Source organism: Streptomyces bambusae (assembly GCF_020532645.1).
Taxonomy (GTDB): Bacteria; Actinomycetota; Actinomycetes; order Streptomycetales; family Streptomycetaceae; genus Streptomyces; species Streptomyces bambusae.
This window is the reverse complement of sequence record NZ_JAJAUZ010000027.1, coordinates 1-25,832: the sequence shown is the minus strand read 5'-3', so window position 1 is coordinate 25,832 and position 25,832 is coordinate 1. Positions and strand designations below refer to the sequence as shown.

Annotated in this window: 20 protein-coding genes, 1 rRNA gene and 1 pseudogene; 6 read left to right on the top strand and 16 right to left on the bottom strand. The window is 73.6% G+C overall.

The features are described from left to right. Positions 1-54: 54 nt before the first annotated feature. Positions 55-1,704 (bottom strand): CTP synthase, encoded by a 1,650-nt coding sequence (pyrG, locus tag LG634_RS19765; protein WP_226735209.1) that lies wholly within the window; start codon positions 1,702-1,704, stop codon positions 55-57. Positions 1,705-2,129: 425 nt separating this feature from the next. On the opposite strand from pyrG, the gene LG634_RS19760 reads away from it, so the two are divergent. Continuing rightward, positions 2,130-3,941, top strand: coding sequence for a glycoside hydrolase family 15 protein (locus tag LG634_RS19760; RefSeq protein ID WP_226735208.1), 1,812 nt, complete (start codon positions 2,130-2,132; stop codon positions 3,939-3,941). A gap of 46 nt (positions 3,942-3,987) precedes the next feature. Further along, positions 3,988-5,370: an FAD-binding oxidoreductase gene (locus tag LG634_RS19755; RefSeq protein ID WP_226735207.1), complete on the top strand. Its 1,383-nt coding sequence runs from the start codon at positions 3,988-3,990 to the stop codon at positions 5,368-5,370. 104 nt (positions 5,371-5,474) lie between these two features. On the opposite strand, the gene LG634_RS19750 is transcribed toward LG634_RS19755, so the two are convergent. Then, positions 5,475-7,118 carry a flavin monoamine oxidase family protein gene (locus tag LG634_RS19750; RefSeq protein WP_226735206.1) on the bottom strand — a complete coding sequence of 548 codons (1,644 nt, stop codon included), beginning with the start codon at positions 7,116-7,118 and terminating at the stop codon, positions 5,475-5,477. Between the two features lie 11 nt (positions 7,119-7,129). Continuing rightward, entirely contained in the window at positions 7,130-8,668 is a 1,539-nt protein-coding gene (locus tag LG634_RS19745; protein WP_226735205.1) for an APC family permease, read from the bottom strand. 208 nt (positions 8,669-8,876) lie between these two features. Between LG634_RS19745 and LG634_RS19740 the strand changes: the two genes are divergently transcribed. Beyond that, positions 8,877-10,505, top strand: coding sequence for a PucR family transcriptional regulator (locus tag LG634_RS19740; RefSeq protein ID WP_226735204.1), 1,629 nt, complete (start codon positions 8,877-8,879; stop codon positions 10,503-10,505). A gap of 51 nt (positions 10,506-10,556) precedes the next feature. Here the strand turns inward: LG634_RS19740 and LG634_RS19735 are convergent, their stop codons facing one another. After that, entirely contained in the window at positions 10,557-11,324 is a 768-nt protein-coding gene (locus LG634_RS19735; protein ID WP_226735203.1) for an SDR family NAD(P)-dependent oxidoreductase, read from the bottom strand. Between the two features lie 119 nt (positions 11,325-11,443). Between LG634_RS19735 and LG634_RS19730 the strand changes: the two genes are divergently transcribed. Further along, positions 11,444-12,088, top strand: coding sequence for a TetR/AcrR family transcriptional regulator (locus tag LG634_RS19730; RefSeq protein ID WP_226735202.1), 645 nt, complete (start codon positions 11,444-11,446; stop codon positions 12,086-12,088). Between the two features lie 47 nt (positions 12,089-12,135). Here the strand turns inward: LG634_RS19730 and LG634_RS19725 are convergent, their stop codons facing one another. The 5 genes from LG634_RS19725 to LG634_RS19705 form a co-directional block, all read right to left on the bottom strand. Beyond that, a complete protein-coding gene (locus tag LG634_RS19725; protein WP_226735201.1) occupies positions 12,136-13,230 on the bottom strand; it encodes a glycosyltransferase family 4 protein in 1,095 nt (364 codons plus the stop codon). A 155-nt stretch (positions 13,231-13,385) separates the two neighbouring features. Continuing rightward, the gene (gene recN / locus LG634_RS19720) at positions 13,386-15,122 is read right to left on the bottom strand and encodes a DNA repair protein RecN (RefSeq protein ID WP_226735269.1); all 1,737 of its coding nucleotides are present in this window, start codon (positions 15,120-15,122) and stop codon (positions 13,386-13,388) included. Between the two features lie 146 nt (positions 15,123-15,268). After that, positions 15,269-16,201 (bottom strand): NAD kinase, encoded by a 933-nt coding sequence (locus LG634_RS19715; RefSeq protein ID WP_226735200.1) that lies wholly within the window; start codon positions 16,199-16,201, stop codon positions 15,269-15,271. Positions 16,202-16,215: 14 nt separating this feature from the next. Next, positions 16,216-17,031, bottom strand: coding sequence for a TlyA family RNA methyltransferase (locus LG634_RS19710; RefSeq protein WP_226735199.1), 816 nt, complete (start codon positions 17,029-17,031; stop codon positions 16,216-16,218). Between the two features lie 31 nt (positions 17,032-17,062). Next, positions 17,063-17,314: a hypothetical protein gene (locus tag LG634_RS19705; RefSeq protein WP_226735198.1), complete on the bottom strand. Its 252-nt coding sequence runs from the start codon at positions 17,312-17,314 to the stop codon at positions 17,063-17,065. 70 nt (positions 17,315-17,384) lie between these two features. Here LG634_RS19705 and LG634_RS19700 point away from each other — a divergent pair, with 70 nt between their 5' ends. Beyond that, complete coding sequence (locus tag LG634_RS19700; RefSeq protein ID WP_226735197.1) at positions 17,385-17,732, top strand: sterol-binding protein; 348 nt, start codon at positions 17,385-17,387, stop codon at positions 17,730-17,732. A 26-nt stretch (positions 17,733-17,758) separates the two neighbouring features. On the opposite strand, the gene LG634_RS19695 is transcribed toward LG634_RS19700, so the two are convergent. The 4 genes from LG634_RS19695 to LG634_RS19680 form a co-directional block, all read right to left on the bottom strand. Then, positions 17,759-18,628 carry an ABC transporter ATP-binding protein gene (locus LG634_RS19695; RefSeq protein ID WP_372482461.1) on the bottom strand — a complete coding sequence of 290 codons (870 nt, stop codon included), beginning with the start codon at positions 18,626-18,628 and terminating at the stop codon, positions 17,759-17,761. 11 nt (positions 18,629-18,639) lie between these two features. Beyond that, positions 18,640-19,701, bottom strand: a complete 1,062-nt coding sequence (locus LG634_RS19690; RefSeq protein WP_226735195.1) for a FecCD family ABC transporter permease — start codon at positions 19,699-19,701, stop codon at positions 18,640-18,642. Continuing rightward, positions 19,698-20,741, bottom strand: coding sequence for a FecCD family ABC transporter permease (locus LG634_RS19685; RefSeq protein ID WP_264203349.1), 1,044 nt, complete (start codon positions 20,739-20,741; stop codon positions 19,698-19,700). Before LG634_RS19685 ends, LG634_RS19690 begins: the two co-directional genes overlap by 4 nt. Positions 20,742-20,884: 143 nt before the next feature. Further along, a complete protein-coding gene (locus LG634_RS19680; protein ID WP_226735193.1) occupies positions 20,885-21,928 on the bottom strand; it encodes an HAD hydrolase-like protein in 1,044 nt (347 codons plus the stop codon). Positions 21,929-22,016: 88 nt separating this feature from the next. Here LG634_RS19680 and LG634_RS19675 point away from each other — a divergent pair, with 88 nt between their 5' ends. Then, the gene (locus LG634_RS19675) at positions 22,017-23,294 is read left to right on the top strand and encodes a DUF1015 family protein (RefSeq protein WP_226735192.1); all 1,278 of its coding nucleotides are present in this window, start codon (positions 22,017-22,019) and stop codon (positions 23,292-23,294) included. Positions 23,295-23,382: 88 nt separating this feature from the next. On the opposite strand, the gene LG634_RS19670 is transcribed toward LG634_RS19675, so the two are convergent. The 3 genes and pseudogenes from LG634_RS19670 to rrf form a co-directional block, all read right to left on the bottom strand. Continuing rightward, a complete protein-coding gene (locus LG634_RS19670) occupies positions 23,383-24,222 on the bottom strand; it encodes a tetratricopeptide repeat protein (protein WP_226735268.1) in 840 nt (279 codons plus the stop codon). 60 nt (positions 24,223-24,282) lie between these two features. Beyond that, positions 24,283-25,233, bottom strand: a pseudogene (locus tag LG634_RS37925) (hypothetical protein); the annotation flags it as partial. 408 nt (positions 25,234-25,641) lie between these two features. Next, a 5S ribosomal RNA gene (gene rrf / locus LG634_RS19660) occupies positions 25,642-25,758 on the bottom strand. Between the last annotated feature and the right edge of the window lie 74 nt (positions 25,759-25,832).

Below are 25,832 nucleotides of genomic sequence, written 5' to 3'. Positions count from 1 at the left end.
CAGCCGGGGTACGGACCCGTACCCCGGCTGCCTACGTTATCGAGCGGCGTCCGCTCACTTGCCCTGCTGGCGCTCCACGGCGGCCTTCACCAGACCCGCGAACAGCGGGTGCGGGCGGGTCGGACGGGACCGCAGCTCCGGGTGCGCCTGGGTGGCCACCAGGTACGGGTGCACCTCGCGCGGGTACTCCACGTACTCGACCAGCTTGTTGTCCGGCGAGGTGCCGGAGAACAGGATGCCGGCCTTCTTCTCCAGCTCGGAGCGGTAGGAGTTGTTCACCTCGTAGCGGTGGCGGTGGCGCTCCTCCACGTACTCCTTGCCGTCGTACACCTCGCGCACGATCGAGCCCTCGGCCAGCTTGGCCGGGTACATGCCCAGGCGCATCGTTCCGCCCAGGTCTCCGGCGCCCTCGACGAAGGCCAGCTGCTCCTCCATCGTGGAGATGACCGGGTGCGCGGTGGAGGCGTCGAACTCGGTGGAGTTGGCGTCCTCGATGCCGGCCAGGTTGCGCGCGGCCTCGATGACCACGCACTGCAGGCCGAGGCACAGGCCGAGCAGCGGGATCTTGTTCTCGCGGGCGTAGGTGATCGCGCCGACCTTGCCGTTCACACCGCGGTCGCCGAAGCCGCCGGGCACGCAGATCGCGTCCACGTCGCCGAGCTGCCTGGCGGCGCCCGCGGGCGTCTTGCAGTCGTCGGAGGTGACCCACTTGATCTTCACGCGGGCGCGGTTGGCGAAGCCGCCGGCGCGCAGCGCCTCGGTCACCGACAGGTAGGCGTCGGGCAGGTCGATGTACTTGCCGACGAGCGCGACGGTGACCTCGTGGTCGGGGTTGTGGACCCGGTCCAGCAGGTCCTCCCAGACGGTCCAGTCCACGTCGCGGAACGGCAGGTCGAGCTTGCGCACGACGTACGCGTCCAGGCCCTCGGTGTGCAGCACCTTCGGGATGTCGTAGATCGACTTGGCGTCGATGGCGGCGACCACCGCGGCCTCGTCCACATCGCACATCAGCGAGATCTTGCGCTTGATGGACGTCGGGACGTCACGGTCGGCGCGCAGCACGATCGCGTCGGGCTGGATGCCGATGTTGCGCAGGGCGGCGACCGAGTGCTGGGTCGGCTTGGTCTTCAGCTCGCCTGACGGGCCGATGTAGGGCAGCAGCGAGATGTGCACGACGAAGACGTTGTCGCGGCCGACCTCGTGGCGCACCTGGCGGACGGTCTCCAGGAACGGCAGCGACTCGATGTCGCCGACGGTGCCGCCGACCTCGGTGATGACGACGTCGACGTCGTCGGTGGCCATGCGGCGGATGCGGTGCTTGATCTCGTTGGTGATGTGCGGGATGACCTGCACGGTGTCACCGAGGTACTCGCCGCGCCGCTCCTTGGCGATGACCTGGGAGTAGACCTGGCCGGTGGTGACGTTGGCCGAACCGTCGAGGTCCACGTCGAGGAAGCGCTCGTAGTGGCCGATGTCCAGGTCGGTCTCGGCGCCGTCGTTGGTGACGAACACCTCGCCGTGCTGGAACGGGTTCATCGTGCCGGGGTCGACGTTCAGGTACGGGTCGAGCTTCTGCATCGTGACCCGCAGACCCCGCGCCTTGAGCAGCGCACCCAGGCTGGAGGCCGTGAGCCCCTTGCCGAGGGAGGAAGCGACACCTCCGGTGACGAAGATGTGCTTGGTCGTCATGGATTTGGCCGACATCGCCAAGAGGGGGCTCCCGTGGTCGCGAGGTGAGGTGCGTCCGGCTGCCACCCGGTGCCCGGCCGCCGTGCGGCGAGGGCTTTCGGGGGTGCCGAAGCTGCGGTTTCGGGGCCCCTGATTCGCACAGGCAGACCACCGGTCCACGGGGTACCAGCCTATCAGCGACCGGCGCGGTCCGCTTCCGGCCACGCGGCGCAATGCCGTCAGGGCGGCCCTCACCCGATCGGAGCAGCGGCAATTGCCAGGACGTTCCGGGAGATCACTAGGGTGCCGTCGTATCCTGCTCTGATACCCGTGCCGAGCAGGCCGGCCAAGGCACCACCCCAGCCCGCTCCGGCAAGCTTGAACTCGTCAACGACCCCTGACCGCGAAGAGACCGCCCCGGCGTTCGGCGCCCGGGCGTACGTGGCCGTTCGACTGGAGATATGCACGTGTCCGGGCGCATCGAGGATTACGCACTCATCGGCGACATGCAGACCGCCGCACTGGTCTGCCGGGACGGATCGGCGGACTGGCTCTGTCTGCCGCGCTTCGATTCGCCGGCCGTCTTCGCGGGACTCCTCGGCACGGAGGACCACGGTTTCTGGCGGATCGGCCCGGCCCACGCGGCCGGCACCGAGCCGCCGCGCGCGGACCGGCGGCGCTACCGCGGCGACTCCCTGATCCTGGAGTCCGAGTGGGACACCCCGCGCGGCACGGTCCGGGTGACCGACTTCATGCCGCCCCGTGAGCAGCACGCCCCGCAGCTGATGCGGATCGTCGAGGGGGTCAGCGGCCGGGTGCCGGTGCGCTCGGCACTGCGCATGCGGTTCAGCTACGGGCGTGTCGTGCCGTGGGTGCACCGCACGGACGGCCGTACGGTCGCCGTGGCCGGGCCGGACTCGATCTGGCTGGACACGGACACCCAGACGTACGGCCGCGACCTGACCACGTACGCGGACTTCACGGTGGGCCCGGGCGACCGGGTCGCGTTCACCGTGAGCTGGCAGCCCTCGCACAAGGACGCGCCGGCGGTGCCGGAGCCGGCCGGGGCCCTGGAGGCCACCGAGGAGTTCTGGCGGGAGTGGGTCGAGCACTGCACGTACCACGGCCCGTACCGGGAGGCGGTGGTCCGCTCCCTCATCACGCTCAAGGCCCTCACGTACGCCCCCACCGGCGGCATCGTGGCCGCGCCCACCACCTCGCTGCCCGAGGAGATCGGCGGGGTCCGCAACTGGGACTACCGGTACACCTGGCTGCGGGACGCGGCGATCACCCTGTCCTCGCTGCTGCGCACCGGCTACCGCGAGGAGGCCCGCGCCTGGCGCGAGTGGCTGCTGCGCGCGGTGGCCGGCGACCCGGAGAACCTGCAGATCATGTACGGGATCGCCGGCGAGCGCGAGCTGGGCGAGACGGAGCTGGACTGGCTGCCGGGGTACGAGGGCTCGCAGCCGGTCCGGGTCGGCAACGGCGCCGCGCACCAGCTCCAGCTGGACGTGTACGGCGAGGTCACCGAGGCCCTGCACCTGGCCCACATGACGGGCCTGGCCCGCAACGACTACGCCTCGCTGCTCCAGCTGAAGCTGATCCGGTACCTGGAGACCCACTGGAACGAACCCGACGAGGGCATCTGGGAGGTCCGGGGCCCGCGGCGGCACTTCGTGCACTCGAAGGTGATGGCCTGGGTGGCGGTGGACCGGACGATCAAGCTGATCGAGGCGGGGGACGCGGACGGGCCGCTGGAGCGGTGGCGGGAGCTGCGCGACGAGATCCACCGGGACGTCTGCGAGAAGGGCTACGACAAGGAGCGCAACACGTTCACGCAGTCGTACGGCTCGCAGGAGCTGGACGCCTCGCTGCTGCTGATCCCGCAGATGGGTTTCCTGCCGCCGGACGACAAGCGGGTGATCGGGACGATCGAGGCGATCCAGCGGGAGCTCTCCACGCCGGACGGGTTCATCCTGCGCTACCCGACGGCCGGCGAGGAGGCCGGGGTGGACGGGCTGGAGGGCGACGAGGGCGCGTTCCTGGCCTGCTCGTTCTGGATGGCGGACGACCTGGCGATGATCGGCCGGGTCGACGAGGCGCGCCGGCTGTTCGAGCGGCTGCTGTCGCTGCGCAACGACCTGGGGCTGCTGGCGGAGGAGTGGGACCCGCGGCTGCAGCGCCAGGTGGGCAACTTCCCGCAGGCGTTCAGCCACGTCCCGCTGATCGACACGGCCCTGCGGCTCACGGCGAGCGGGGCGTACGGGGGCTGACTAGCCTGGAGGGGTCGTCCTTCTCCGCTCCCGGAAGGGGGCAGCCATGGCGCCCCTGTCGAAGGCGGGCGCGGCCCTGGCCGCGCTCCGCGAGGATCTGGCCGGTGACGTGTACGCGCCCGGCGATCAGGGCTACGACGAGGCCCGGATCGTCTTCAACGCCATGATCGACCGGCGGCCGGCCGTGATCGCCCAGTGCGAGAGCACCGAGGACGTGGTCACGGCGGTGCGGTTCGCCCGGGAGCTGGACCTGCCGGTCGCGGTGCGCGGCGGCGGGCACAGCGTGGCCGGCACGGCGGTCAACGACGGCGGGCTGGTGGTGGACCTGCGCCGGATGCACGAGGTGACGGTGCATCCGGCGGCGAAGGCGGTCCGGGTCGGCGGCGGGACCACCATGGGCCTGCTGGACCGGGCGTGCGCACCGTACGGGCTGGCCACCACCGGCGGCCGGGTGTCGACGACCGGGGTGGGCGGCTTCGTGCTGGGCGGCGGCTCGGGCTGGCTGGACCGGAGCTTCGGGCTGGCCGTGGACAACCTGCTGGGCGTGGAGCTGGTGACGGCGGACTGCCGGGTGGTGGAGGCGACGGCGGAGGAGAACCCCGAGCTGTTCTGGGCGCTGCACGGCGGCGGCGGGAACTTCGGCGTGGCGACCTCCCTGACCCTGCGGCTGCACGAGCTGCCGGCGATGGCGTTCGCCTTGGTGCTGTACCGGCCGGAGCTGGGGCGCGAGGTGGTGCGCACGTACCGGGACGTGATGGAGGCGGCGCCGCGGTGGGCGTCGGGCGCTGCGCTCTACCTGACCGGTGCGCCCGAGGAGTTCATGCCGCCGGAGCTGGTGGGGCAGCGGCTGGTGGGCGCCCTGGTGACGTACGCGGGTGCCGAGGACGCGCTGCGCAGGCTCGTCGCGCCGCTGCTGGCGCTGCCGCACGAGGTGGAGCTCGTCTCCGCGATCCCCTACGCCGACCTGCAGTGCATGATGGACGACCCGCCGGGGATGCGGAACTACTGGTCGGCGGAGTACCTGACCGGGGTGCCGGACCCGTTCGTGGACGCTTTCTGCCGGCTGGGCGAGATGATGCCGGCGGGCACCGGAACCCAGCACCTGCTGTGGCCGCAGGGCGGGGCGATCGCGGACGGGCCGGACGAGTGGCCGGTGCCGTACCGGGACGCGCCCTGGGCGGTGCACCCGTTCGGGATCTGGGAGGACCCTGCGGACGACGAACGGTGCCGGCAGTGGGTGAAGGACGTCCGGGCCGGGGTGGCGCCGTGGAGCACGGGCGCGGTGTACCTGAACTTCACCGGCGACGAGGGGGCCGAGCGGGTGGTCGCGGGCCTGGGCACGGAGAACATGCGGCGGCTGGGCGCGGTGAAGCGGGAGTACGACCCGGACAACGTCTTCCGCTTCAACCACAACATCCGGCCGGCGTGAGCGGTGCTCCGGTACGGGAGCACCCCTCCCGTACCGGAGCACCGCTCGCCCCCCGGCCCGGTGCTCCCGCTCCGGAGCACCGCTCTCTTCTCGGAACACCCCTCTCACACGAGAGCGGCGATCACCTCCCGGGCCGCCCGTTCTCCCTCGGTGGCGCCGCCCTCCATGAAGCCCTGGAAGTCGTAGGAGCAGTGCTCGCCGCCGATGTGGATGCGGCCTTGCGCCTGCGGGGTGCCTTCGTACTTGGCGTACCGGTGCAGGTAGCCCGCGGGCCAGTACGAGTACGCGCCGAGGGCGTGGGGGTTGCGGTGCCAGGCGGACAGCTGGGCGCGCCCGTTCCAGACCGCCCTGGTGCCGGGGTAGAACGCGTCGATGCCCGTGAGCATCCGCTGCGCGAGGCTGCGCACGTACGGGTCGGATTCGGTGGCGAAGGGGCTGCCGGGGCTGAGGGCGGCGGCCAGGCTGCCGCCGCCGTACTGGATGAGGATGCCGCCGGAGCCCGGCTGGAGTTTGGTGGTGTCCCAGGTCTGCTGGACCTCGGAGTCGGTGAAGCAGTCTCCTGCGGAGACCCCCGGCCAGGGTCCGGTGCCGCGCCAGGGCCGGGCGGTGAACTGCATGTTGAGCTTGGTGCAGTGGCCCATCCGGGCGTCCCGCAGCAGGTTGCGCATCAGCGGGTCGAAGCCGGCCTGCGAGGTGTCGATGCGCTGGAGGACCGGCAGCGGCAGGCAGAGCACGGTGTGGTCGGCGACGGCGGTGCGGGTGGCGCCGGCGTCGTCGAAGGTGAGGGTCTGGGTGCCGTCGGCGTTGGCCCGTACGGCGAGGAGTTCGCGGCCCATGACGATCGAACCGGCGGGCAGGGCGGCCGCGATGGCGTTCGGGAGCCGGTCGTTGCCGCCGGTGATGTGGTAGCGCTCGTTGGACAGGCCCCAGACGTTGAAGTTGCCGGGGTTGGTCTGATAGCCCATCAGCAGGACCAGGGCGAGGGCGGACTGCTCGGTGGTGTCGGCGCCGTACTCGACGTTGTAGGCCACGTCGAAGAAGCGGCCCAGGGGTGCGGAGTGCCCGCCGGGGACGCGCGTCTCGATCCACTCGTAGAGCGACATGTTGTCGAGCGCGGTGCCGGTGGGGGTGGTGGTGTTCCAGGAGACCTCGCCCGCCTCCGAGAGGTCCCGGCGGAGCTGCTGGTAGACGGCGTTGAAGTCCTCGTCGGCCTGTTCACGCGGGTAGTAGCCGCCCTGGAACCACAGGACTTCCTCGGCGCCATTGGGGCCGCCGCCGAGGAAGTCCTCGACGGGCAGGTCGAAGCGGCGGCAGAGTTCGAGGACCTTCTTGTGGCTGGTGTCGATCAGCTCGCCGCCGATCTCGGAGGTCTGCCCGTACGCCCAGTGGCTGCGCTGGGTCCACATCCGGCCGCCCACCCGGGCGGGGTTCGCCTCGTACACGGTGGCGGCGATCCCGGCGTCCCGGAGGGTGAGGGCCGCGGTGAGCCCGGAGATGCCGGCGCCGACCACGGCGACCCTGGCGGGCGCGGGCTTGCGGCCGTCGGGGGCCGGCGCCGCATCGGCCCGGGCGGGGGGTGCGGCGGCGCCGGCGGCGACCGCCGCGCCGAGACCGAGGGCGGCCGCGCGTTCCAGCAGCGCGCGGCGGCCGATGCCGCGGACCTCTGCGACGGGCAGCCGCAGCCGGCGCGCGGCGGCGTGCTCGGCGGCGAGCCGGGTGAGTGCGTGCATCAGGGGCGTACGGGCCATGGCGTTGCCTCCTAGACGTTCGCGGTGGACGTGGACGGGGAGAGGTCGGTGGGGCCGTCGGTGCCGCTGCCGCCGCCGGTGCGCTCGGCGGCGTCCTCCAGGACGATCCGGCCGATGATCTCGTAGCGCTCGGGGGCCCTGGCCTTGAGGTAGAGGCCGAGTCCGAGGCCGCCGAAGAAGACGGCGCCGACGATCCACGGGATGAGCCGGAAGAACACGGACCCGGCTGCGGTGCCGGCGGCGGTCTCCATGTTGAGGACGAGCAGGACGACGACGGCGGTCATGCCGATGCCGCCGAGGAGAGGGGCGACCAGGGTCCGGAACCAGTGCCGGTCCTCCGGGTGGTGGTGGCGGAAGTAGCCGATGACCGCGAAGGAGCACAGGGTCTGGACGATCAGGATGGCCATCGTGCCGAGGATCGCGAGCAGGGTGTACAGGTGCAGGTAGGGGTCCTGGCCGGTGAGCCAGAAGAGGGCGACCAGCGCGACCGCGATGACCGTCTGGACGACGGAGGCCACGTGCGGGGAGCCGTGCCGCTCGTGGGTGCGGCCCAGCGCGGGGTGCAGGAAGCCCTCGCGTCCGATGGCGTACAGGTAGCGGGCGGCGCACTGGTGGAAGGCCATGCCGCAGGCGAACGAGCCGGTGAGCAGCAGCCATTGGAAGGCGTCGACGGCCCAGGCGCCGATGAAGGTGTGCGTGGGGGCGAAGAAGAGGTCGAGCGGGCTGCTGGAGGCGGACAGCTCCACGGACTTGCCGAGGCCGTTGCCGGAGATGGTCATCCAGGAGACGTAGATGTAGAAGAGGCCCACGCCGACGACGGAGATCAGGGTGGCCTTGGGGATGACCCGCTTGGGGTCGCGGGACTCCTCGCCGTACATGGCGGTGGACTCGAATCCGACCCAGGACCAGAAGGCGAAGAAGAGCCCGAGTCCGGCGGAGGCGCCGGTGAAGGCGTTCTTCGGGTTGACGGGCTCCAGGGGGATGCCGTCGGGGCCGCCGCCGGCCACGAGCACCGCGGTGGCGACGGCGAACAGCACGGCGACCTCGGCGACGAGCATCACGCCGAGCGCCTTGGCGGTGAGGTTGATGTCGAAGTGGGCCAGGACGGCGGTGACGGCGAGCATCGCGGCCGCGTAGAGGACCCAGGGCAGGTCCACGCCGAGCTGGTCGTGCACCGTGGTCTGCGCGAAGTAGGCGAACACGCCGACGATCGAGGCTTCGAAGACGATGTACGCCAGGACGGCCAGCATGCCCGAGGCCATGCCGGCGATCCGGCCGAGGCCGTGCGAGATGTAGCCGTAGAACGCACCGGCGGCGGTGATCCGGCGGGCCATGGCCACGTATCCGACCGCGAAGACGGTCAGGACGAGGGTGGCGAACAGGTATCCGGCGGGGGCGCCGGTGCCGTTGCCGAAGCCGACGGCGATGGGGAGGTTGCCGGTCATCGCGGTGATCGGCGCGGCGGTGGCGACCGCCATGAAGACGACTCCGGTCAGGCCGACCGAGTTCGCCTTGAGGCGCTGGACCTCACCCGTGGAACGCTGGGACATGGACGTCCTCTTCCTTGGTGTTCCGATGGTGCTGCGCGTGGACGTGAAGGCGGCCACTCTCGCGCCGGGTGACGCACGCCACAATCGGCACGGAGTCTGATAATCGCCTTGTACGGCCGACGAGTTGTCGGGCGAACAGGGGGTACGACGGCAGCCGTGACCGTGGAGTGATGTGCCGGAAACCATGCTGCCGGTACCGTCCCGCGATATGGACAACCAGGGCGGCATCACCGTTCAGCGGGCACTCGAACTCCCCGGGCTGCGCAGCGGCCTGCCGGAGGTGGTGGCCGGGGCGGACCGGCTGGGGCGGACCGTGCGCTGGGTGCACGCGGGCGAGGTGCCGAACATCGCCTCGCTGCTCAAGGGCGGGGAGCTGCTGCTGACCACCGGGCTGGGGCTGGGCACCCGGCCGGCGGAGCAGCGGGCGTTCGTCCGGCGGCTCGCGGAGCGGGGCATCGCGGCACTGGTGGTCGAGCTGGGACCGCGGTTCAGCCGGCTGCCGGCGACCATCGTGGAGACCGCGCGGGCGGCCGGCCTGCCGCTGGTGCAGCTGCACCGCGAGGTCCCGTTCGTGGCCGTGACGGAGGAGGTGCACACCGAGATCGTCAACGGCCACTATGCGCTGCTGCAGCGCGCCGAGGAGGTGCACCGGCGGTGCACGGAGGCGCTGCTGGGCGGCGGCGGCATCCCCCAGGTGCTGCGGATCCTGGCGGACTTCACGGCGAACCCGGTGTTCCTGGAGACCCCGGACGGGCAGCTGCTGTACGCGGCCGCCGGCGGCTCGGGCGAGGTCGGCGCCGATCCGCTGCAGATCTGGGAGGGGCTGCGCGGCCAGCGCGAGGCGCGGGCGGAGGGCCCGCCGGGGAACGCGGTCCTGGTGGACGTGCCCGGCGGCGGCCACGGCACCGGGTCGGTGCGGGCCCGGCTGGTGCTGCTGGGGGTGTCGGCGCCGCTGCTGCCGGTGCACCGGATCGCGGCCGAGCGGACCGCGAGCGTGCTGGCGGTGGTCCTGATGCAGGCCCGGCAGGAGGAGGAGCTGGCGGCCCGGGGCCGCGGCGACTTCCTGACCGACCTGGCGGAGGGCCGGATCGCGGCCGAGGACGCTCCGGCACAGGCGCGGGTGCTGGGCTTCCGGCCGGGCGAGGGGCCGCTGCTGCCGGTGGTGATGCGGCTGGCCTCGGACCTGGGGCCGTCGGGCAACTGGGCGGTGCTGGCCCGGGCGGTGCTGGAGGAGCTGGCCGCGGTGGGCGTGCCGGTGCTGCTGGGCGTGCGGCCGGTCGAGGGGCGGGTGCCGTTGCTGCTGGCGCTCCGTACGGAGTCGGAGCGCACGGCGGTCGCGGACCGGGTGTCGGCGGCGCTGCGGGCCGGGGTGGAGCGGGCCGGGCTGGACCGGGCGGGCAGCGGGCAGCCGGTGGTGGTCGTCGGGGTGGCGGGCGGCTGGGCGGCGGCCTCGGCAGGCCTGCGGCACGCGGCGGAGACCGCGACGGCCGCGCACGGCCTGCCGGCGCGGCCCTGGTATGACGCGCGCCGGCTGGACATCGACCTGCTGCTGTGGCGGCTGCGGGAGCATCCGGACCTGGCGGCGTTCGTGGAGCGGGCGATCGGTCCGCTGCGCACGCACGACACGTCCTCGAAGCCGGCGCTGCTGCCGACGCTGGAGACGTACCTCGCGCACGCCGGCCGCAAGGCGGAGACCGCCCGCGAACTGCACCTGAACCGCCAGACCCTCTACAACCGCCTGGCCCGGATCGCCGAGCTGCTGGGCACCGACCTGGACGACCCGGAGACGGTGCTGTCCCTGAGCCTGGCCCTCCGCGCCCGCCGGCACGCTCCCTGACCCCGGGTCACCGCGCCCCGGGCCGGGGCGCGGTGACCGCACGGCCCGGGGTCAGGCCGCGTACCCGCCGTCGATGTCGAGGACGGCTCCGGTGACGAACGAGGCGCCGGGGCCGGCGAGGAAGACGATGCCGGCGGCGATCTCCTCGGGGCGGCCGTAGCGGCCCATGGCGTTGGCGGCGCGCTGCCGGTCGGCGTGCGGCCCGTCCTCCGGGTTCATCTCGGTGGCGACCGAGCCGGACTGGACGACGTTGACCGTGATGCCGCGGGGGGCGAGGTCGCGGGCCGCGCCCTTGCTGTAGCCGACGACGGCCGCCTTGGTGGCGGCGTAGTCGGCGACCCCGGGCTGCCCGGGCCGGTCGGCCAGGTTGGAGCCGACGGTGATGATCCGGCCGCCGTCGCCGAGGACCCCGGCCGCGGCCCGGATGCCGGCGGCGACCCCGCCGACGTTGACGGCGAACTGCCGTTCCAGGGCGGCCGCGTCGCTGTCCGCGTCGTCGGTCGCGCCGTAGACGAACACGCCCGCGTTGTTGACCAGGATGTCGAGGCGGCCGAAGTCGGCGGCGACCTTGCCGACGAGGTCGGCCACCTGCCGGGGCTCGGCCTGGTCGGCGCGGTAGGCGGCCGCCCGGACCCCGGTGGCGCGCAGCCCGGCCACCACCGCTTCGGCCCGCTCCGCGGAGGCGGAGTGGCTGATCGCGACCGCTGCGCCCTCGGCGGCGAGCGCCCGGGCGGTCGCCGCTCCGATCCCCCGCGACCCGCCGGTCACCAGGGCGACCTTCCCCGCCAGGCTGCCGAGCCGCCCGTTGTGTGCGTGCACCAGAACTCCCCACTTCTGTACCGATCGGTATCGAACTGCGGCCACGGTACTATATCGATCGGTACAGAAGTAACCGGGGCCGGACCGGCCCGGCCGGCCGACGACGGAGGCGGACTGCGATGACCCTGGGACGACCCCGCGCGTTCGACCTGGACGAGCGCCTGGACCGCGCCATGCGCGTCTTCTGGCGCCAGGGGTACGAGGGCACCGGCCTCGCGGACCTCACCGAGGCCATGGGCATCAGCCGCCCCAGCCTGTACGCGGCCTACGGCAACAAGGAGGCCCTGTTCCGCAAGGCCGTCGCGCACTACACCGCCGGACCGGCCCGCCACGCCGACGCGGCACTCGCCGAACCCACCGCCCGCGCCGTCACGGAACACCTGCTGCGCGGCACCGTCCGGGTCTGCACCTCGGACGAGAACCCGTCGGCGGGCTGCCTGATCGTCCAGGGCGCGCTGGTCACCGGCCCGCAGGGCGCGGCGCTCCGCGAGGAGCTCGCCTTGATGCGCGCCGAGGGAGAGCGGGCCCTGTGTGCGCGCTACCGGCGCGCCCAGGAGGAGGGCGACCTGCCGGCCGGCCTCGACCCGGCGGACCTGGCGCGGCACGTCAAGGCCGTCACGTACGGCATCGCGGTCCAGGCCGCGACCGGCACCGCCCCCGCGGACCTGCACCGGCTGGTCGACATGACCCTGGCCGCCTGGCCGCCCCCGGCCCCGGCCCCGGCCCCGGCCCCGGACGGCCCGGAACTCCCCGCCGGACGGTAGCGGGCGGCCCCACGGCACCCGTCCTACCGTCCTGCCGTCCTACCGTCCTACCGGGCGCGTTCCGTCAGTTCGTCGTAGACCGACAGCACCTGGGCCACCGTGTCGTCCTCCGTCGGCCAGGTCTCCGCCTGGGCCGCTCCGGCCACCGCAAGGGCCGCCCGCCGATCCGCGTCCGCCAGCAGTCCGGTCACCGCCGAGCCGAGGGCGCGGGCGTCCCCGTACGGCACCAGGACCGCCGCGTCGCCGACGAGTTCGGGCACCCCGCCGACCGCCGTCGCCACCAGCGGCACGCCCAGCCGCAGCGCCTCCTGGGCGAGCAGCGAGCGGGCCTCCCAGCGGCTCGGCAGCACGGCCACGTCCGCCGCTGCGAGCAGGTCCGTGACGTCGTCGCGCCGCCCGAGCAGCCGTACGGGCAGCTGCTCCGCCTCGATCCGGCGGGCCAGCGCGGTCCGCTGCGGCCCCTCCCCCGCGATCACCAGCAGCGGCGCCGGGTCCAGCCCCCGCCACGACCGGGCCGCGTCCAGCAGCACCGGATAGCCGCGGCGCGGCACCAGGCTGCCCACGGCGATGACCAGCGGCCGGGCCACCGCGCCCAGTTCGGCGCGGGCCTTGGAGTCCAGGCCCCGGGCCGGCGCCCGGCGCGCCCCGGGAACCGTCACCGGCGCCAGCCGGGCATCGCGCGCCCCGCGCAGCCGGGCCCGGTCGACCTGGTCGGAGGAGGTGCCGAGGACCACCGCGGCGGCCCGGGCCACCCGCCGCTCCAGCATCCGGGTGAGCTGCCCCAGCGGCCCGTCGGCCGCGGGCCCGGCCTGCCAGGTCACCACCAGCGGCGCCCGCCGCCCGCGCAGCGCCAGCGCCGCCCGCATCCCGGCGTGCAGCCCGTGCGCGTGGACGATGTCCGCCCCGGCGCACACGGCGCGCAGGGCGCTCACCGCGGCCGGGGTGAAGTGCGCGCCCGCACCGGTGAAGTCGTACTCCCCCTCGGTCTCGACGGGCGCGCAGACGGTGACCCGGACGCCCCGGGCGGCCAGCCCGGTGGTCAGTGACCGCACGTGCGCGCTGCTGCCCGCGCTGCCGCCGCCGAGCACCTGGACGGTGCGCAACGGCGGGCGCCCGTACGGCGGAACCGGTGTGCTGCTCACGTGCCGGAGCTCCTGGGTGTGGGAGTAGGGACGCGCCCAGGATGCCAGCCCGCACGCGCGTTCCGCGGCCGTCCGGGTGCGGATCCCGTACAGGATCCCGTCACCCGCCTCCAGGTATCACCCACATGGGTGACATTCGGGCCGGGTGCACCGTGTCACGCGTCCGCGCGTGCCGCCGCGAGGAGTTCCTCGGCGTGCGCCCGGGCGGTCTGCGAGTCCTCCTGGCCGGCGAGCATCCGGGACAGCTCCCGCACCCGGTCCTCGCCCTCCAGGACGGTGACGCCGCTGCGGGTCACGGATCCGTCGTTGGTCTTCTCCACCAGCAGCTGCCGGTCGGCGAAGGCCGCCACCTGCGGCAGGTGGGTGACGACCACGACCTGCGCGGACCGGGCGAGCTTGGCCAGCCGCCGGCCCACCTCGACCGCCGCCTTGCCGCCGACGCCCGCGTCCACCTCGTCGAACAGGTACGTCGGCACCGGGTCGGAGCCGGCGAACACCACCTCGACGGCGAGCATCACGCGGGACAGCTCACCGCCGGAGGCGCCCTTGGCGATGGGCCGCGGCTGGGCCCCCGGGTGCGGGGCGAGCAGCAGCTCGACCTCGTCGGCACCCGTCGGCCCGCAGACCACGGCCCGGCCGCCGACCTCGACCCCGTCGGCCGGGTCCGCCGCCTCGGTCTGCCGGATGTCGATGGTGACCCGGGCGTGCGGCATCGCGAGGGAGGCCAGCTCGGCGGTGACGGCCGCGGCGAACTGCTCGGCGGCCGCGGCCCGGGCGTCCGTCAGGGCCTGGGCGAGGCCGGACAGTTCGGAGCGCAGCCCGTCGCGTTCGGCGGTCAGCTCCCCGATCCGGTCGTCGTCCCCGTCGAGTTCGGTGAGCCGCGCGGCGCCCTGCTCGGCCCAGGCCAGGACGCCGGCGATGCCCTCGCCGTCCGCCCCGTACTTGCGGGTGAGCTGGGTGAGCGCGGCCCGCCGCTCCTCGACGGCGGCCAGCCGCAGCGGGTCCGCGTCCAGGTCGTCGGCGTACCCGGCGAGCTCCCCGGCCACGTCGGCGAGCAGGATGCCGAGCTCGCCGATCCGCTCGGCGAGCGCGCCGAGCGCCGGGTCGTGGGAGCGTACGGCCTCCAGGGCGCGGTGGGCCCCGGCGACGAGGGTGTTGGCGTCGACGCCCTCGGGATCCTCGGGGTTGCCGGCGAGCGCGGCGTGCGCGACGGCGGCGGCCGAGGCCAGGGACTCGGCGTGGCCGAGCCGCTCGGCCTCCGCGGCGAGCTCCCGGTCCTCGCCGGCCAGCGGTTCCACGGCGGCGACCTCGTCGAGCCCGAAGCGCAGCAGGTCGGCCTCCTGAGCCCGCTCCCGGGCCCGGGTGGTCAGGGTGTCCAGCTCGGTGGCGACGGCCTTGAGCCGACGGTAGGCGGCCGCGTACTTCTCCAGCGGGACCGCCACCGCGTCGCCGGCGTACCGGTCCAGGGCCTGGCGCTGCCGGGCGGGCCGCAGCAGGCCCTGCTGGTCGGTCTGGCCGTGCACGGCGACGAGGTCGTCGGCGAGCTCGCCGAGCACGCCGACGGGCACGGAGCGGCCGCCGAGGTAGGCGCGCGACCGGCCCTCGGCGGAGACGGTACGGCTGATCAGCAGCGCACCCTCGTCCAGCTCGGCGCCGGCCTCCTCGGCCCGCACCGCCGCGGGGGCGTCCGGCCGCATGACGATCCGGCCCTCGACGACGGCGGCCTTGGCGCCGATCCGGACCAGGGCCGGGTCGGCGCGGCCGCCGAGCAGCAGGCCGAGGCTGGTGACGACCATGGTCTTGCCGGCGCCGGTCTCGCCGGTCACCGCGGTGAAACCGGGCGACAGCTCGACCACCGCGTCGTCGATGACACCGAGCGACCGTATCCGCATCTCCTCAAGCACGCCCCAGACCTTACCGAGGTTTGCCCGCCGGCATGCGACCGCGCGGCGCGACCCGTCACCGATCGGGCGGAACCGCCCGCCCGGTGTGACCCGGGTCGCCCGCACTCGTTGGAATGGTCCGGCAGCCCGCGGGCTCAGTGCGGGGCGCCGCGCCAGCCCGAGACCGGCAGCGCGAACTTCGCGACCAGCCGGTCCGTGAAGGAGGCGTGGTGCAGCCGGGCCAGCCGGACCGGGACGGCGCCCCGCCGGACCTCGACCCGGGCCCCGGCGGGCAGCTCCAGGGTGCGCCGCCCGTCGCACCACAGCACGCCGTGCGGGGTGCCGGTCTGCACCTCGACGGCGAGCACCGAGGTCGGGGAGGTCACCAGCGGCTTCGCGAACAGCGCGTGGGCGCTGATCGGCACCATGAGGAGCGCCTCGACCTCCGGCCACACCACGGGCCCGCCGGCGGAGAACGCGTACGCCGTGGAGCCGGTCGGCGTGGCGCAGACGATCCCGTCGCAGCCGAAGCCGGTGACCGGCCTGCCGTCGATCTCCAGGACCACTTCCAGCATGCGTTCCGGGGAGACCTTCTGGACGGCGGCCTCGTTCAGCGCCCAGTCGGTGTGCACGACGTCGCCGTTGGTGCGGACGACCACGTCGAGGGTCATCCGCTCCTCGACCTCGTACGCCTTGGTGACCACCCGGTCGACGACCTTGTCGAGGTCGTCCCGCTCGGCCTCGGCGAGGAAGCCGACCCGGCCCAGGTTCACCCCGAGCATCGGGACGCCGGAGCTGCGGGCGAACTCGGCGCCGCGCAGCAGCGTGCCGTCGCCGCCGAGCACGATCAGCAGTTCACAGCCGTCGAGGACGCCCGGCGTGGCCTCCGCGACCAGCTCGACGGAGTCCGGCAGCGGCAGGTCCGCCGCCTCGTGCTCCAGCACCCGTACGCCCAGCCCGCAGCGCAGCAGCCCCTTGACGACGAGCTCCGCACTGCGGATCGCGGCCGGCCGGCCGGTGTGCGCCAGCAGGAAGACGGTACGCCGCTCCCCGGTCCCGCCCTCCGACTGTTCTGCTCCTGACGCCACTGCCCCTGAAGTTGTCAACGCGGCCCCTCCGCCACAGCACGGTCAACGTCCGCCGGGTCGAGTGCCGGTGCCCCCGCCCGCAGCCAGAGAAAGTATTCGACATTTCCCGAGGGTCCGGGGAGGGGGCTGGCGGTGACGCCGAGCACGCCCAGGCCCAGCTCCCCCGCCTGCCGGGCGACCTCGCGCACGGCCTCGGCCCGCAGTTCCGGGCTGCGGACCACGCCGCCGCTGCCCAGCCGGTCCTTGCCGACCTCGAACTGCGGCTTCACCATCAGCACCAGGTCGGCGCCGGGCGCGGTGCAGCGCACCAGGGCCGGCAGCACCAGGCCGATGGAGATGAACGACAGGTCGCCGACGACCAGGTCCACGGGGACGCCGTCGATCTGCTCCAGGGTCAGCTCGCGCACGTTCGTGCGGTCCTTCACGGTGACCCGCTCGTCGCTCTGCAGCGACCAGGCCAGCTGCCCGTAGCCCACGTCCACGGCGACCACGTGGGCGACGCCGGCGCGCAGCAGCACGTCGGTGAAGCCGCCCGTGGAGGCGCCCGCGTCCAGCGCCCGCCGGCCGGCGACCGCCAGGCCCTGCGGGGTGAAGGCGGCGAGCGCGCCGGCCAGCTTGTGGCCGCCGCGGGAGACGTAGTCGGGGTCGCTGTCGTCGGAGAGGACGACGAGGGCTGCGCTCGTCTCGACCTGGGTGGCGGCCTTCGTCGCGGTGGTGCCGCCGACGGTGACCCGCCGGGCGGCGATCAGCTGCGCCGCGTGCTCCCGCGAGCGGGCCATCTTGCGGCGCACCAGTTCGGCGTCCAGGCGGCGGCGTGCCACTCCTGCCACGATCGGTTCAGCTCCTGTTTTAGAACGGACATCACTGGGGGGCGGCGTCGAGCGCGCTCAGCGCGTCGCGCAGTCCCCTGTGCACATCCTCGTACACCGCGACGTGTCCGTCCGCCGGGAGGTGGTCGGCATCGGCCAGCCGCGCCAGCAGGTCATCGGTCTCCGGCCGCCCGGTGGGGGTGCGCGGCACGCCCAGGGGCGCGGGCTCGGCGGCGGTGCCGTCGGGTGCGGGGAGCCCGTCGGGTGCGGGGCCGGGGGCCGGCTCGGGCAGCGGGTCGCTCATGCCCCGACGCTACCCCGAAGAGCACTGCTCCGGTCGCGTGTCACTGCTCTGCGGTACGGTCGGCAGCACCATGGCGACGATCGAACAGTGCCGGGACGCCCTCGGCCGACTCTCCGACAGCCTGACCCGCGCGGACGGCGCGGTGCGCAGTGCGGCCTCGATGGACCGCTCGCTGAGCTGCCACCTGACCGACCTGGACACGACGTTCCGGGGCCGGCTGGCCGGCGGCCGGATCCTGGTGGACGGCGCCGAGCCGGGACCGCCGCGCGAGAAGGCGGCGATCCGGCTGGCGATGACCGGGGACGACCTGGTGGCCGTGGTCGGCGGCGACCTGAACTTCGCGAAGGCCTGGGCCTCCGGCCGGATCCGCCTGGAGGCAGGCTTCCGCGACCTGCTGCGACTGCGTTCCCTGCTGTAGGGCGTACGGGCCTCCCGCCCGGCGGGTCAGGAAGCGGCGGCGGCCTGTGCCGGGGCCTTGACGCGGGGCTGCCGGGCCGCCGGGATCACGAGCGGGGTGCCGGTCTCGGGGTCATCGATGATCTGGCAGCGCAGCCCGAAGACCTCCTCGACCAGTGCGGCGGTGACGATCTCGGCGGGCGGGCCCTCGGCCACGACCCGGCCGCCGCGCATGGCGATCAGGTGGGTGGCGTAGCGGGCCGCGTGGTTGAGGTCGTGGAGCACCGCGACCAGGGTCCGGCCCTGCTCCTCGTGGAGTTCGGCGCACAGGTCGAGCACGTCGATCTGGTGCTGGATGTCGAGGTAGGTGGTCGGCTCGTCGAGCAGCAGCAGCGGGGTCTGCTGGGCGAGGGCCATGGCGATCCACACCCGCTGCCGCTGGCCGCCGGACAGCTCGTCCACGGACCGGCCCGCGAGTTCGGCGACCCCGGTCGCGGCCATCGACTCCGCCACGATCCGCTCGTCCTCCGAGGACCACTGGCGCAGCAGCCCCTGGTGCGGGTAACGGCCGCGGGAGACGAGGTCGGACACCGTGATGCCGTCGGGGGCGATGGAGGACTGCGGCAGCAGGCCGAGGGTCTTGGCGACCTTCTTCGCCGGCATCGAGCCGATGGCCTGGCCGTCGAGCAGCACCCGGCCCGAGGAGGGCTTCAGCATCCGCGACAGGGCGCGCAGCAGGGTCGACTTGCCGCAGGCGTTGGGCCCCACGATGACCGTGAAGGAGTGGTCGGGGATCTCCACCGACAGGTTCTCGGCGATGACCCGCTGGTCGTAGCCGAGCGTGACGTTCTCCGCGCTGAGCCGCTGCACTTCCGTACTCCTTGAATCGCTTGAACCCTGCGCCTGCCCGGCGGGCATGTGCCGTGCCATCAGATCCGCCCCGCCTTGCGCTCGGTGACCAGCAGCCAGAGCAGGTACACACCGCCGACCAGGCCGGTGACCACACCCACGGGCATCTGGTCGGCGCCGAACACCCGCTGCGAGGCCCAGTCCGAGGCCAGCAGCAGCACGGCGCCCATGAGCGCCGAGCACACCAGGTTGGGCCCGGCCGAGCGGGTCAGCCGGCGGGCCAGCTGGGGTGCGGCCAGCGCCACGAAGGCGATCGGGCCGGCGGCGGCTCCCGCCGCGGTGGTGAGCAGGACGGCCGCGAGCATGAGCAGCATCCGGGTCCGCTCGACGCGGATGCCCAGGGCGGCGGCCGCGTCGTCGCCCATCTCCATCATCCGCAGCGCCCGGCCCTGGCCGAGGACCAGCGGGAACAGCACCGCGCAGGTGGCCAGCAGCGGCCACACCTGCGACCAGTCCCGGCCGGAGAGCGAGCCGGTCAGCCAGACCATGCCGCGGGCGGCGTCCACGTCCTCCGCCTTGGTCAGCAGGTACTGGATGACGGACAGCAGCATCGCCGAGCAGCCGATGCCGATGAGCACCATCCGGTAGCCGTGCACGCCCTGCTTCCACGACAGCAGGTAGATGGCGGTGCCTGCCAGCACGCCGCCGACGACGGCCCCGCCGGCCACGCCGAGGGCGTCCGCCTTGAACAGCACGATGGCGCAGAGTGCGCCGACGGCCGAGCCGTAGCTGAAGCCGAGGATGTCCGGGGAGGCGAGCGGGTTGCGGGTGACGGTCTGGAAGACCGAGCCCGACATCCCGAAGGCGGCGCCGACGAGCAGCCCGACGAGGGCCCGCGGCAGCCGCAGGTCGTTGACGATGAAGTCGTCGGCGGGGCTGCCGTTGCCGAGGAGGGTCTTCACGACGTCCGCGGGCGCGATGGCGAAGTCGCCCGTGCCGATGAGCACGACGGCGGTGAGCAGCGCGAGGGCGCTCAGCAGGATCCCGGCGGCCAGGGCGCGGGGCTCGACGCGCAGCGAGATCCCGCCGGGCGCACGCAGGGTACGCGGCCGGGGGGTGCCGGTCCGCAGGTTCACGGTCACAGCTGGGCCATCCTCTTGCGCCGTACGAGGTAGATGAAGACGGGTCCGCCGATGAGCGCGGTGACGATGCCGACCTGGAGTTCGGAGGGCCGGGTGACGACGCGTCCGAGCACGTCGGCGCCGAGCAGCAGCACGGGCGAGAGGACCGCCGAGTACGCGAGCAGCCAGCGCATGTCGGGGCCGGTGATCAGCCGCGCGAAGTGCGGGATCATCAGGCCGATGAAGGTGATAGGGCCGCAGGCCGCGGTGGCCGCCCCGCAGAGCAGGGTGATGGCGACCATGGAGGCGATCCGGGTGCGGGTGAGGTTCGCGCCGAGGGCGCGGGCGGTGTCGTCGCCCATCGCCATGGCGTTGAGCGGCCGGCCCAGGGAGAGGGCGATGACGATGCCGATCGCGAGGAAGGGGGCGACCTGCTCGACCGTGTCGCCGTTCGCGGCGGACAGCGAGCCGACCGTCCAGAAGCGCATCCGGCCCAGCGCCTCGCTGTCCATGAGCTGGACGGCGTTGATGTAGCCGACGAGCGCGGCGCTGGCGGCGGTGCCGGCGAGGGCCAGGCGTACCGGGGTCGCGCTGCGGCTGCCGCCCAGGACGTAGACGACGACGGAGACCAGGGCCGCGCCGGCGAAGGCGTACCAGACGAACTCGGTGAGCGAGGAGGCCCCGAAGAAGCTGATCGCGCTGACGACCGCGGCCGCGGCGCCGGCGTTGACACCGAGGATGCCGGGCTCGGCCAGCGGGTTGCGGGTCAGCGCCTGCATGACCGCGCCGGACAGGCCGAGCGCGGTGCCGACCAGGAGGCCGAGGACCGTGCGGGGTATGCGCACGTCGCGGACGACGACGTCGTCGGCGGTGCCGGTGTAGTGGAACAGGCCGTGCCAGACCTGCTCCAGGGGCATCTGCCGGGCTCCGACCGCCACGCTCATCAGGGCGACCAGTACGAGCACGCCGACGGCGGCCAGCAGGCCCGCGGCGCGCACCGCATGACGGGGGCGGGGCACGGCTGCGGGAGCGGCGCTCTGTTCGGGGGGACTCTCGACCAACACGGAGGTTAGGTTAGCCTACCCTGCAAAAACGTCGAGCCTTTATGTGATCATCGGATCAAGATCGCAGCCCGCCGGGTACCCTGCCCGGCCGCGGGGCCCGGCACACCTGCCGCACCCCGCTCGCCCGCATCCCTCTCCGGTCACAGTCCCAGCCGCGACAGCGCCTTCCCCGCGTCCAGCGTGCAGGACCCCTCGCCGGCGTGCGTCCACGCCGCCGCGCACAGCGCCCGCAGCCCGTCCAGCACCGCACCGCCGTCGCCGTCGCCGTCGCCGGCCAGCTCCAGTCCGTCCGCGGCCGCCCGCGCCGTCCACTGCCCGCACCGGAACCCGTCCCCGGCCGCCGTCACCTCGGGCTGCCCGGTGAGCAGCCCCCGCAGGTCGGCGTCGACGTACGTGGGACGGTACTTCGGCTCCGCCCGCAGCAGCAGCGCCGCGTCGGTCACCCCGGTCAGCACCAGCAGCGAGTCGACGTCCCCGTTGAACGCGCCCTCGATGTCGGTGTCCAGCCGGTCCCCGACGACCAGCGGCCGCTTCGCCCCGGTCCGCAGGACCGTCTCGCGGTGCATGGGCGGCAGCGGCTTGCCCGCGACCTGCGGCTCGGCTCCGGTCGCGATCCGCACCACCTCCACCGCGGCTCCGTTGCCGGGCGCGATGCCCCGCGCGCTGGGGATCGTCAGGTCGGTGTTGGACGCGAACCACGGCACCCCGCGGGCGATCGCGTACGCCGCCTCCGCGAAGCGGCCCCACGGCAGCTCCGGGCCGCCGTACCCCTGCACCACGGCCACCGGGTCGTCGTCGGCGGAGTCCACCGGCACCAGACCGCGCTCGCGCAGCGCGACCCGCAGCCCCTCGCCGCCGATCACCAGCACCTTCGCCCCGGCCGGCACCTGCTCGGCGATCAGCCGGGCCACCGCCTGCGCCGAGGTGATCACGTCGCCGGCCACGGCGGGCACACCCAGCTCGGTCAGGTGCTCGGCGACCGCGTCGGGCGTCCGCAGCGCGTTGTTCGTGACGTACGCGAGGTGCATGCCCGCCGCCCGCGCCGCGCCCAGCGAGGGCACCGCGTGCGCGATCGCCTGCCCGCCCGCGTACACGACGCCGTCCAGGTCGAGCAGGGCCGTGTCGTACGCCCGGTGGAGGCTGGTCCCGCTGCCCGCGGGCTTGGTCCTGAGCTGCCGGCTCATCGTGTCCGCTCCTTGTGACGACAGTGCCTGGTCGGGCACTTCTCACCCTGATCATCCCGCATCCCGAGACGCGACTTACCATGCATCAATGACCACACCTCGACCTGCAGAACAGGGACTGCGCCTCATCCCCTTCGCCGGACTGCGCTACGTCCCCGAGCGGGTCGGCAGCCTCGCCGCCGTCACCTCTCCGCCGTACGACGTCGTCGTGCGTCCGGACGGTCTCAACCACCTCGAATCGGCGGACCCGCACAACATCGTCCGGTTGATCCTGCCGCAGGCCGCTACTCCGGAGGCCCGCAACGAGCAGGCCGCCCGGACCCTGCGCGACTGGCTGGCCGAGGGCGTCCTGAGCGCCGACGAGGCTCCCGCCCTGTACGTGTACGAGCAGCGCAAGGGCGAGCTGCTGCAGCGCGGTGTGATCGGCGCGCTGGAGCTCTCCCCCGCCGAGGCCGGCGTGGTGCTCCCGCACGAGGACGTGATGCCGGACGTGGTGACGGACCGGGCCGGTCTGATGCGCGCGACCTCCGCCAACCTGGAGCCGCTGCTGCTGACGTACGTCGGCGGCGGCACGGACGCGGCCGCGGACACCGGTGCGGTCGTCGAGCGGACCGTGCTCGGTGAGCCGCTGCTGGCGACGACCACCGAGGACGGAGTGGACCACCGGCTGTGGTCGGTGACCGATCCGGCCGACCTGGAGCTGGTGACGGCCGACCTGGCGCGCCGCCAGGCCCTGATCGCCGACGGCCACCACCGCTGGGCGACCTACCTGCGGCTCCAGTCGGAGCAGCAGGGCGCGGGCGCCTGGGACTTCGGCCTGGTGCTGCTCGTGGACACGGTCCGCTACCCGCTCCAGGTCCGCGCCATCCACCGGATGCTGCGCCGGCTGCCGGTCCGGGACGCGGTGGCGGCCCTGGCGGGCTCGTTCCGGGTCCGTACGGTCGACGGCCCGCTGGACCGGGCGATGGCCGAGCTGGCGGACGCGGCGGCCGCGGGCAACGCGTTCCTGCTGACCGGGGACGGCTCGTTCCACCTGGTCACGGATCCCGACCCGGAGCTGATCGAGCGCACGGTGCGCCGGGACCGGCCGGAGGCCTGGCGCAGGCTGGACGCGACGGTCCTGCACGCCACGCTCCTCGACCACCTGTGGCACGTGCCGGACTCGCCGGAGCAGATCACGTACATCCACGACACGGCGGCGACGGTGGAGATGGCGGCGCGGCACGGCGGCACGGCGGTGCTGATGCACCCGGTCCGCGAGGACGTCGTACGCGAACTCGCCCGGCAGGGCGTGACGATGCCGCGCAAGTCGACGTCGTTCGGCCCCAAGCCTGCGACCGGTCTGGTGCTGCGGCAGGTGGACTGACCGGCGGCAGCCTCCTGGTACGGCGAAGGGCGGCACCCCGTTTCCGGGGTGCCGCCCTTCTTCATGCCCGGCTGCGCGCCGCGGGCCGTCAGGCCTTGTCGCCGTCCTCGCGGTCGGCGTCGTCGCGCTCGTCGTCACCGGCGTCGCGGTCGGCGTCGGCGTCGGCCGCGGAGGACTCCGCGGGCTCGTACTCGTCGTCGTCCTCGTCGTAGTACTCGGTCACGTCGGAGGCGGCTTCGGCAGCCGCGACCTCGGCGGCGTCCGACTCGTAGTCGGCGTCGTCGTCCTCGTCGTCGTCCATCGCGTCGACGAACTCGACACCGTCGATGGCGGCCAGGCGGTCGGACGCGTCGGTGGCGCCGTCCTTGTCGGCCTCGACCGTCTTGGCGAACCAGTCGCGCGCCTCGTCCTCACGGCCGGCGGCCAGCAGCGCGTCGGCGTACGCGTACCGCAGGCGGGCGGTCCACGACTGGACCGTGTTGGAGGCCAGCTCCGGGCTCTGCAGGGTCACGATGGCCGCGTCGAGCTGGCCCATGTCGCGCCGGGCACCGGCGGCGACGAGACGCATCTCGACCTGGCCGGCCTTGTCCAGCTTCTGTACCTCGGGCTCGCCGGCCATGGCCAGGGCGCGCTCGGGGCGGCCCATGCCACGCTCGCAGTCGGCCATGACGGGCCACAGTTCCACGGAGCCGGTCATGCGCTTGGCGGCGCGGAACTCGGCGAGCGCCTCGCTGTACTTCTGCGTGGCGTATGCGGCGAAGCCGGCGGCCTCGCGGACGGCGGCGACGCGGGAGGCCAGCCGCAGGGCGATGCGCGAGTACGCGTACGCCTGCTCGGGCTCCTCGTCGATGAGTCGGGCGACCATGACCAGGTTGCGGGAGACCTCCTCGGCCAGGCCCTTGGGCAGGCTCAGGAGCTCCTGGCGCACGTCGGCGTCGATCTCGTCGCCGGTGACGTCCTCGTCGATCGGAAGGCGCTTGACCGGCTCGCGGTCGCTGCGGTCGCGGTAGTCGCGGTCCCGCTCGTCACGGCCCCGGTAGCCGCCCCGGTCGTCACGGCCGCGGAAACCACCACGGTCGCCGCCACGGTCGTCACGGCGGAAGCCGCCACGGTCGCCACCGCGGTCGTCCCGACGGTCGCCACCGCGGAAACCACCGCGGTCGCCGCCACGGTCGTCGCGGCCGCGGAAGCCGCCGCCACCGCCCGGACGGTCGCCGCGGTCGTCGCGACGGAAGCCACCGCGGTCGTCGTCGCGACGCGGGTAGCTGGGGCGGTCACCCCGGTCGCCGCGGTCGTCGCGACGGAAACCACCCGGGCGGTCGTCGCGACGGAAGCCACCGCGGTCGTCGTCACGGCGCGGGTAGCTCGGACGGTCACCACGGTCGTCGCGGCGGAAGGAGGGACGGTCGCCACCCCGGTCGTCACGGCCGCGGAAACCGCCGCCACCGCCCGGACGGTCACCACGGTCATCGCGACGGAAGCCACCACGGTCGTCATCGCGACGCGGGTAGCTCGGACGGTCACCACGGTCACCACGGTCATCGCGACGGAAACCACCCGGGCGGTCGTCGCGACGGAAGCCACCGCGGTCGTCGTCACGGCGCGGGTAGCTCGGACGGTCGCCACGGTCGTCGCGGCGGAAGGAGGGACGGTCGCCACCGCGGTCGTCACGGCGCGGGTAGCTGGGGCGGTCGCCCCGGTCACCGCGGTCGTCGCGACGGAAGCCACCGCGGTCGTCGTCACGGCGCGGGTAGCTCGGACGGTCACCACGGTCGTCGCGGCGCGGGAAGCTGGGGCGGTCGCCCCGGTCGTCGCGGCGGAAGGAGGGACGGTCGCCACCCCGGTCGTCACGGCCGCGGAAACCGCCGCCACCGCCGGGACGGTCACCACGGTCATCGCGACGGAAGCCACCGCGGTCGTCGTCACGGCGCGGGTAGCTCGGACGGTCGCCCCGGTCGTCGCGGCGGAAGGAGGGACGGTCGCCACCCCGGTCGTCACGGCCGCGGAAACCGCCGCCGGCCGGCCGGCCACCGCGATCGTCACGGCGGAAGCCACCGCCGGCGGGGCGGCCACCCCGGTCGTCACGGCGGAAGCCACCGCGGTCGCCACCGCGGTCGTCGCGGCCCCCGCGGTAGCCGCCCCTGTCACCACCGTCGTTGCGACGGGGCTCGCGCTCCGGACGATCGTCGGGAGAGTTGGACATGGGTGTGACTCCTGTCTTCGGGGTACCGCAGTCATTCTCGCGCAACCAGCCCATGGCCGCGCTTCGACGTATTTCAGGTGAAAAACAAAAAGGACCCTTGGTCCTCAGCGTGAACGCTGAGGACCAAGGGTCCTTTGAAAGATTGTTCGGCGGCGTCCTACTCTCCCACAGGGTCCCCCCTGCAGTACCATCGGCGCTGAAAGGCTTAGCTTCCGGGTTCGGAATGTAACCGGGCGTTTCCCTAACGCTATGACCACCGAAACCCTATCGGTTTCGAGCGAACAAGCACACTCTGTAGTTGTGTTCCAGCTCTAGAAACCAGCAACTGTTCGTTG

What these genes read in the sequence shown, in the direction of transcription:
- pyrG (WP_226735209.1), bottom strand. Translation starts at nt 1,704, where the DNA reads ATGTCGGCCAAATCCATGACGACCAAGCACATCTTCGTCACCGGAGGT.
- LG634_RS19760 (WP_226735208.1), top strand. Translation starts at nt 2,130, where the DNA reads ATGCACGTGTCCGGGCGCATCGAGGATTACGCACTCATCGGCGACATG.
- LG634_RS19755 (WP_226735207.1), top strand. Translation starts at nt 3,988, where the DNA reads ATGGCGCCCCTGTCGAAGGCGGGCGCGGCCCTGGCCGCGCTCCGCGAG.
- LG634_RS19750 (WP_226735206.1), bottom strand. Translation starts at nt 7,118, where the DNA reads ATGGCCCGTACGCCCCTGATGCACGCACTCACCCGGCTCGCCGCCGAG.
- LG634_RS19745 (WP_226735205.1), bottom strand. Translation starts at nt 8,668, where the DNA reads ATGTCCCAGCGTTCCACGGGTGAGGTCCAGCGCCTCAAGGCGAACTCG.
- LG634_RS19740 (WP_226735204.1), top strand. Translation starts at nt 8,877, where the DNA reads ATGGACAACCAGGGCGGCATCACCGTTCAGCGGGCACTCGAACTCCCC.
- LG634_RS19730 (WP_226735202.1), top strand. Translation starts at nt 11,444, where the DNA reads ATGACCCTGGGACGACCCCGCGCGTTCGACCTGGACGAGCGCCTGGAC.
- recN (WP_226735269.1), bottom strand. Translation starts at nt 15,122, where the DNA reads ATGCGGATACGGTCGCTCGGTGTCATCGACGACGCGGTGGTCGAGCTG.
- LG634_RS19705 (WP_226735198.1), bottom strand. Translation starts at nt 17,314, where the DNA reads ATGAGCGACCCGCTGCCCGAGCCGGCCCCCGGCCCCGCACCCGACGGG.
- LG634_RS19700 (WP_226735197.1), top strand. Translation starts at nt 17,385, where the DNA reads ATGGCGACGATCGAACAGTGCCGGGACGCCCTCGGCCGACTCTCCGAC.
- LG634_RS19695 (WP_372482461.1), bottom strand. Translation starts at nt 18,628, where the DNA reads ATGCCCGCCGGGCAGGCGCAGGGTTCAAGCGATTCAAGGAGTACGGAA.
- LG634_RS19680 (WP_226735193.1), bottom strand. Translation starts at nt 21,928, where the DNA reads ATGAGCCGGCAGCTCAGGACCAAGCCCGCGGGCAGCGGGACCAGCCTC.
- LG634_RS19675 (WP_226735192.1), top strand. Translation starts at nt 22,017, where the DNA reads ATGACCACACCTCGACCTGCAGAACAGGGACTGCGCCTCATCCCCTTC.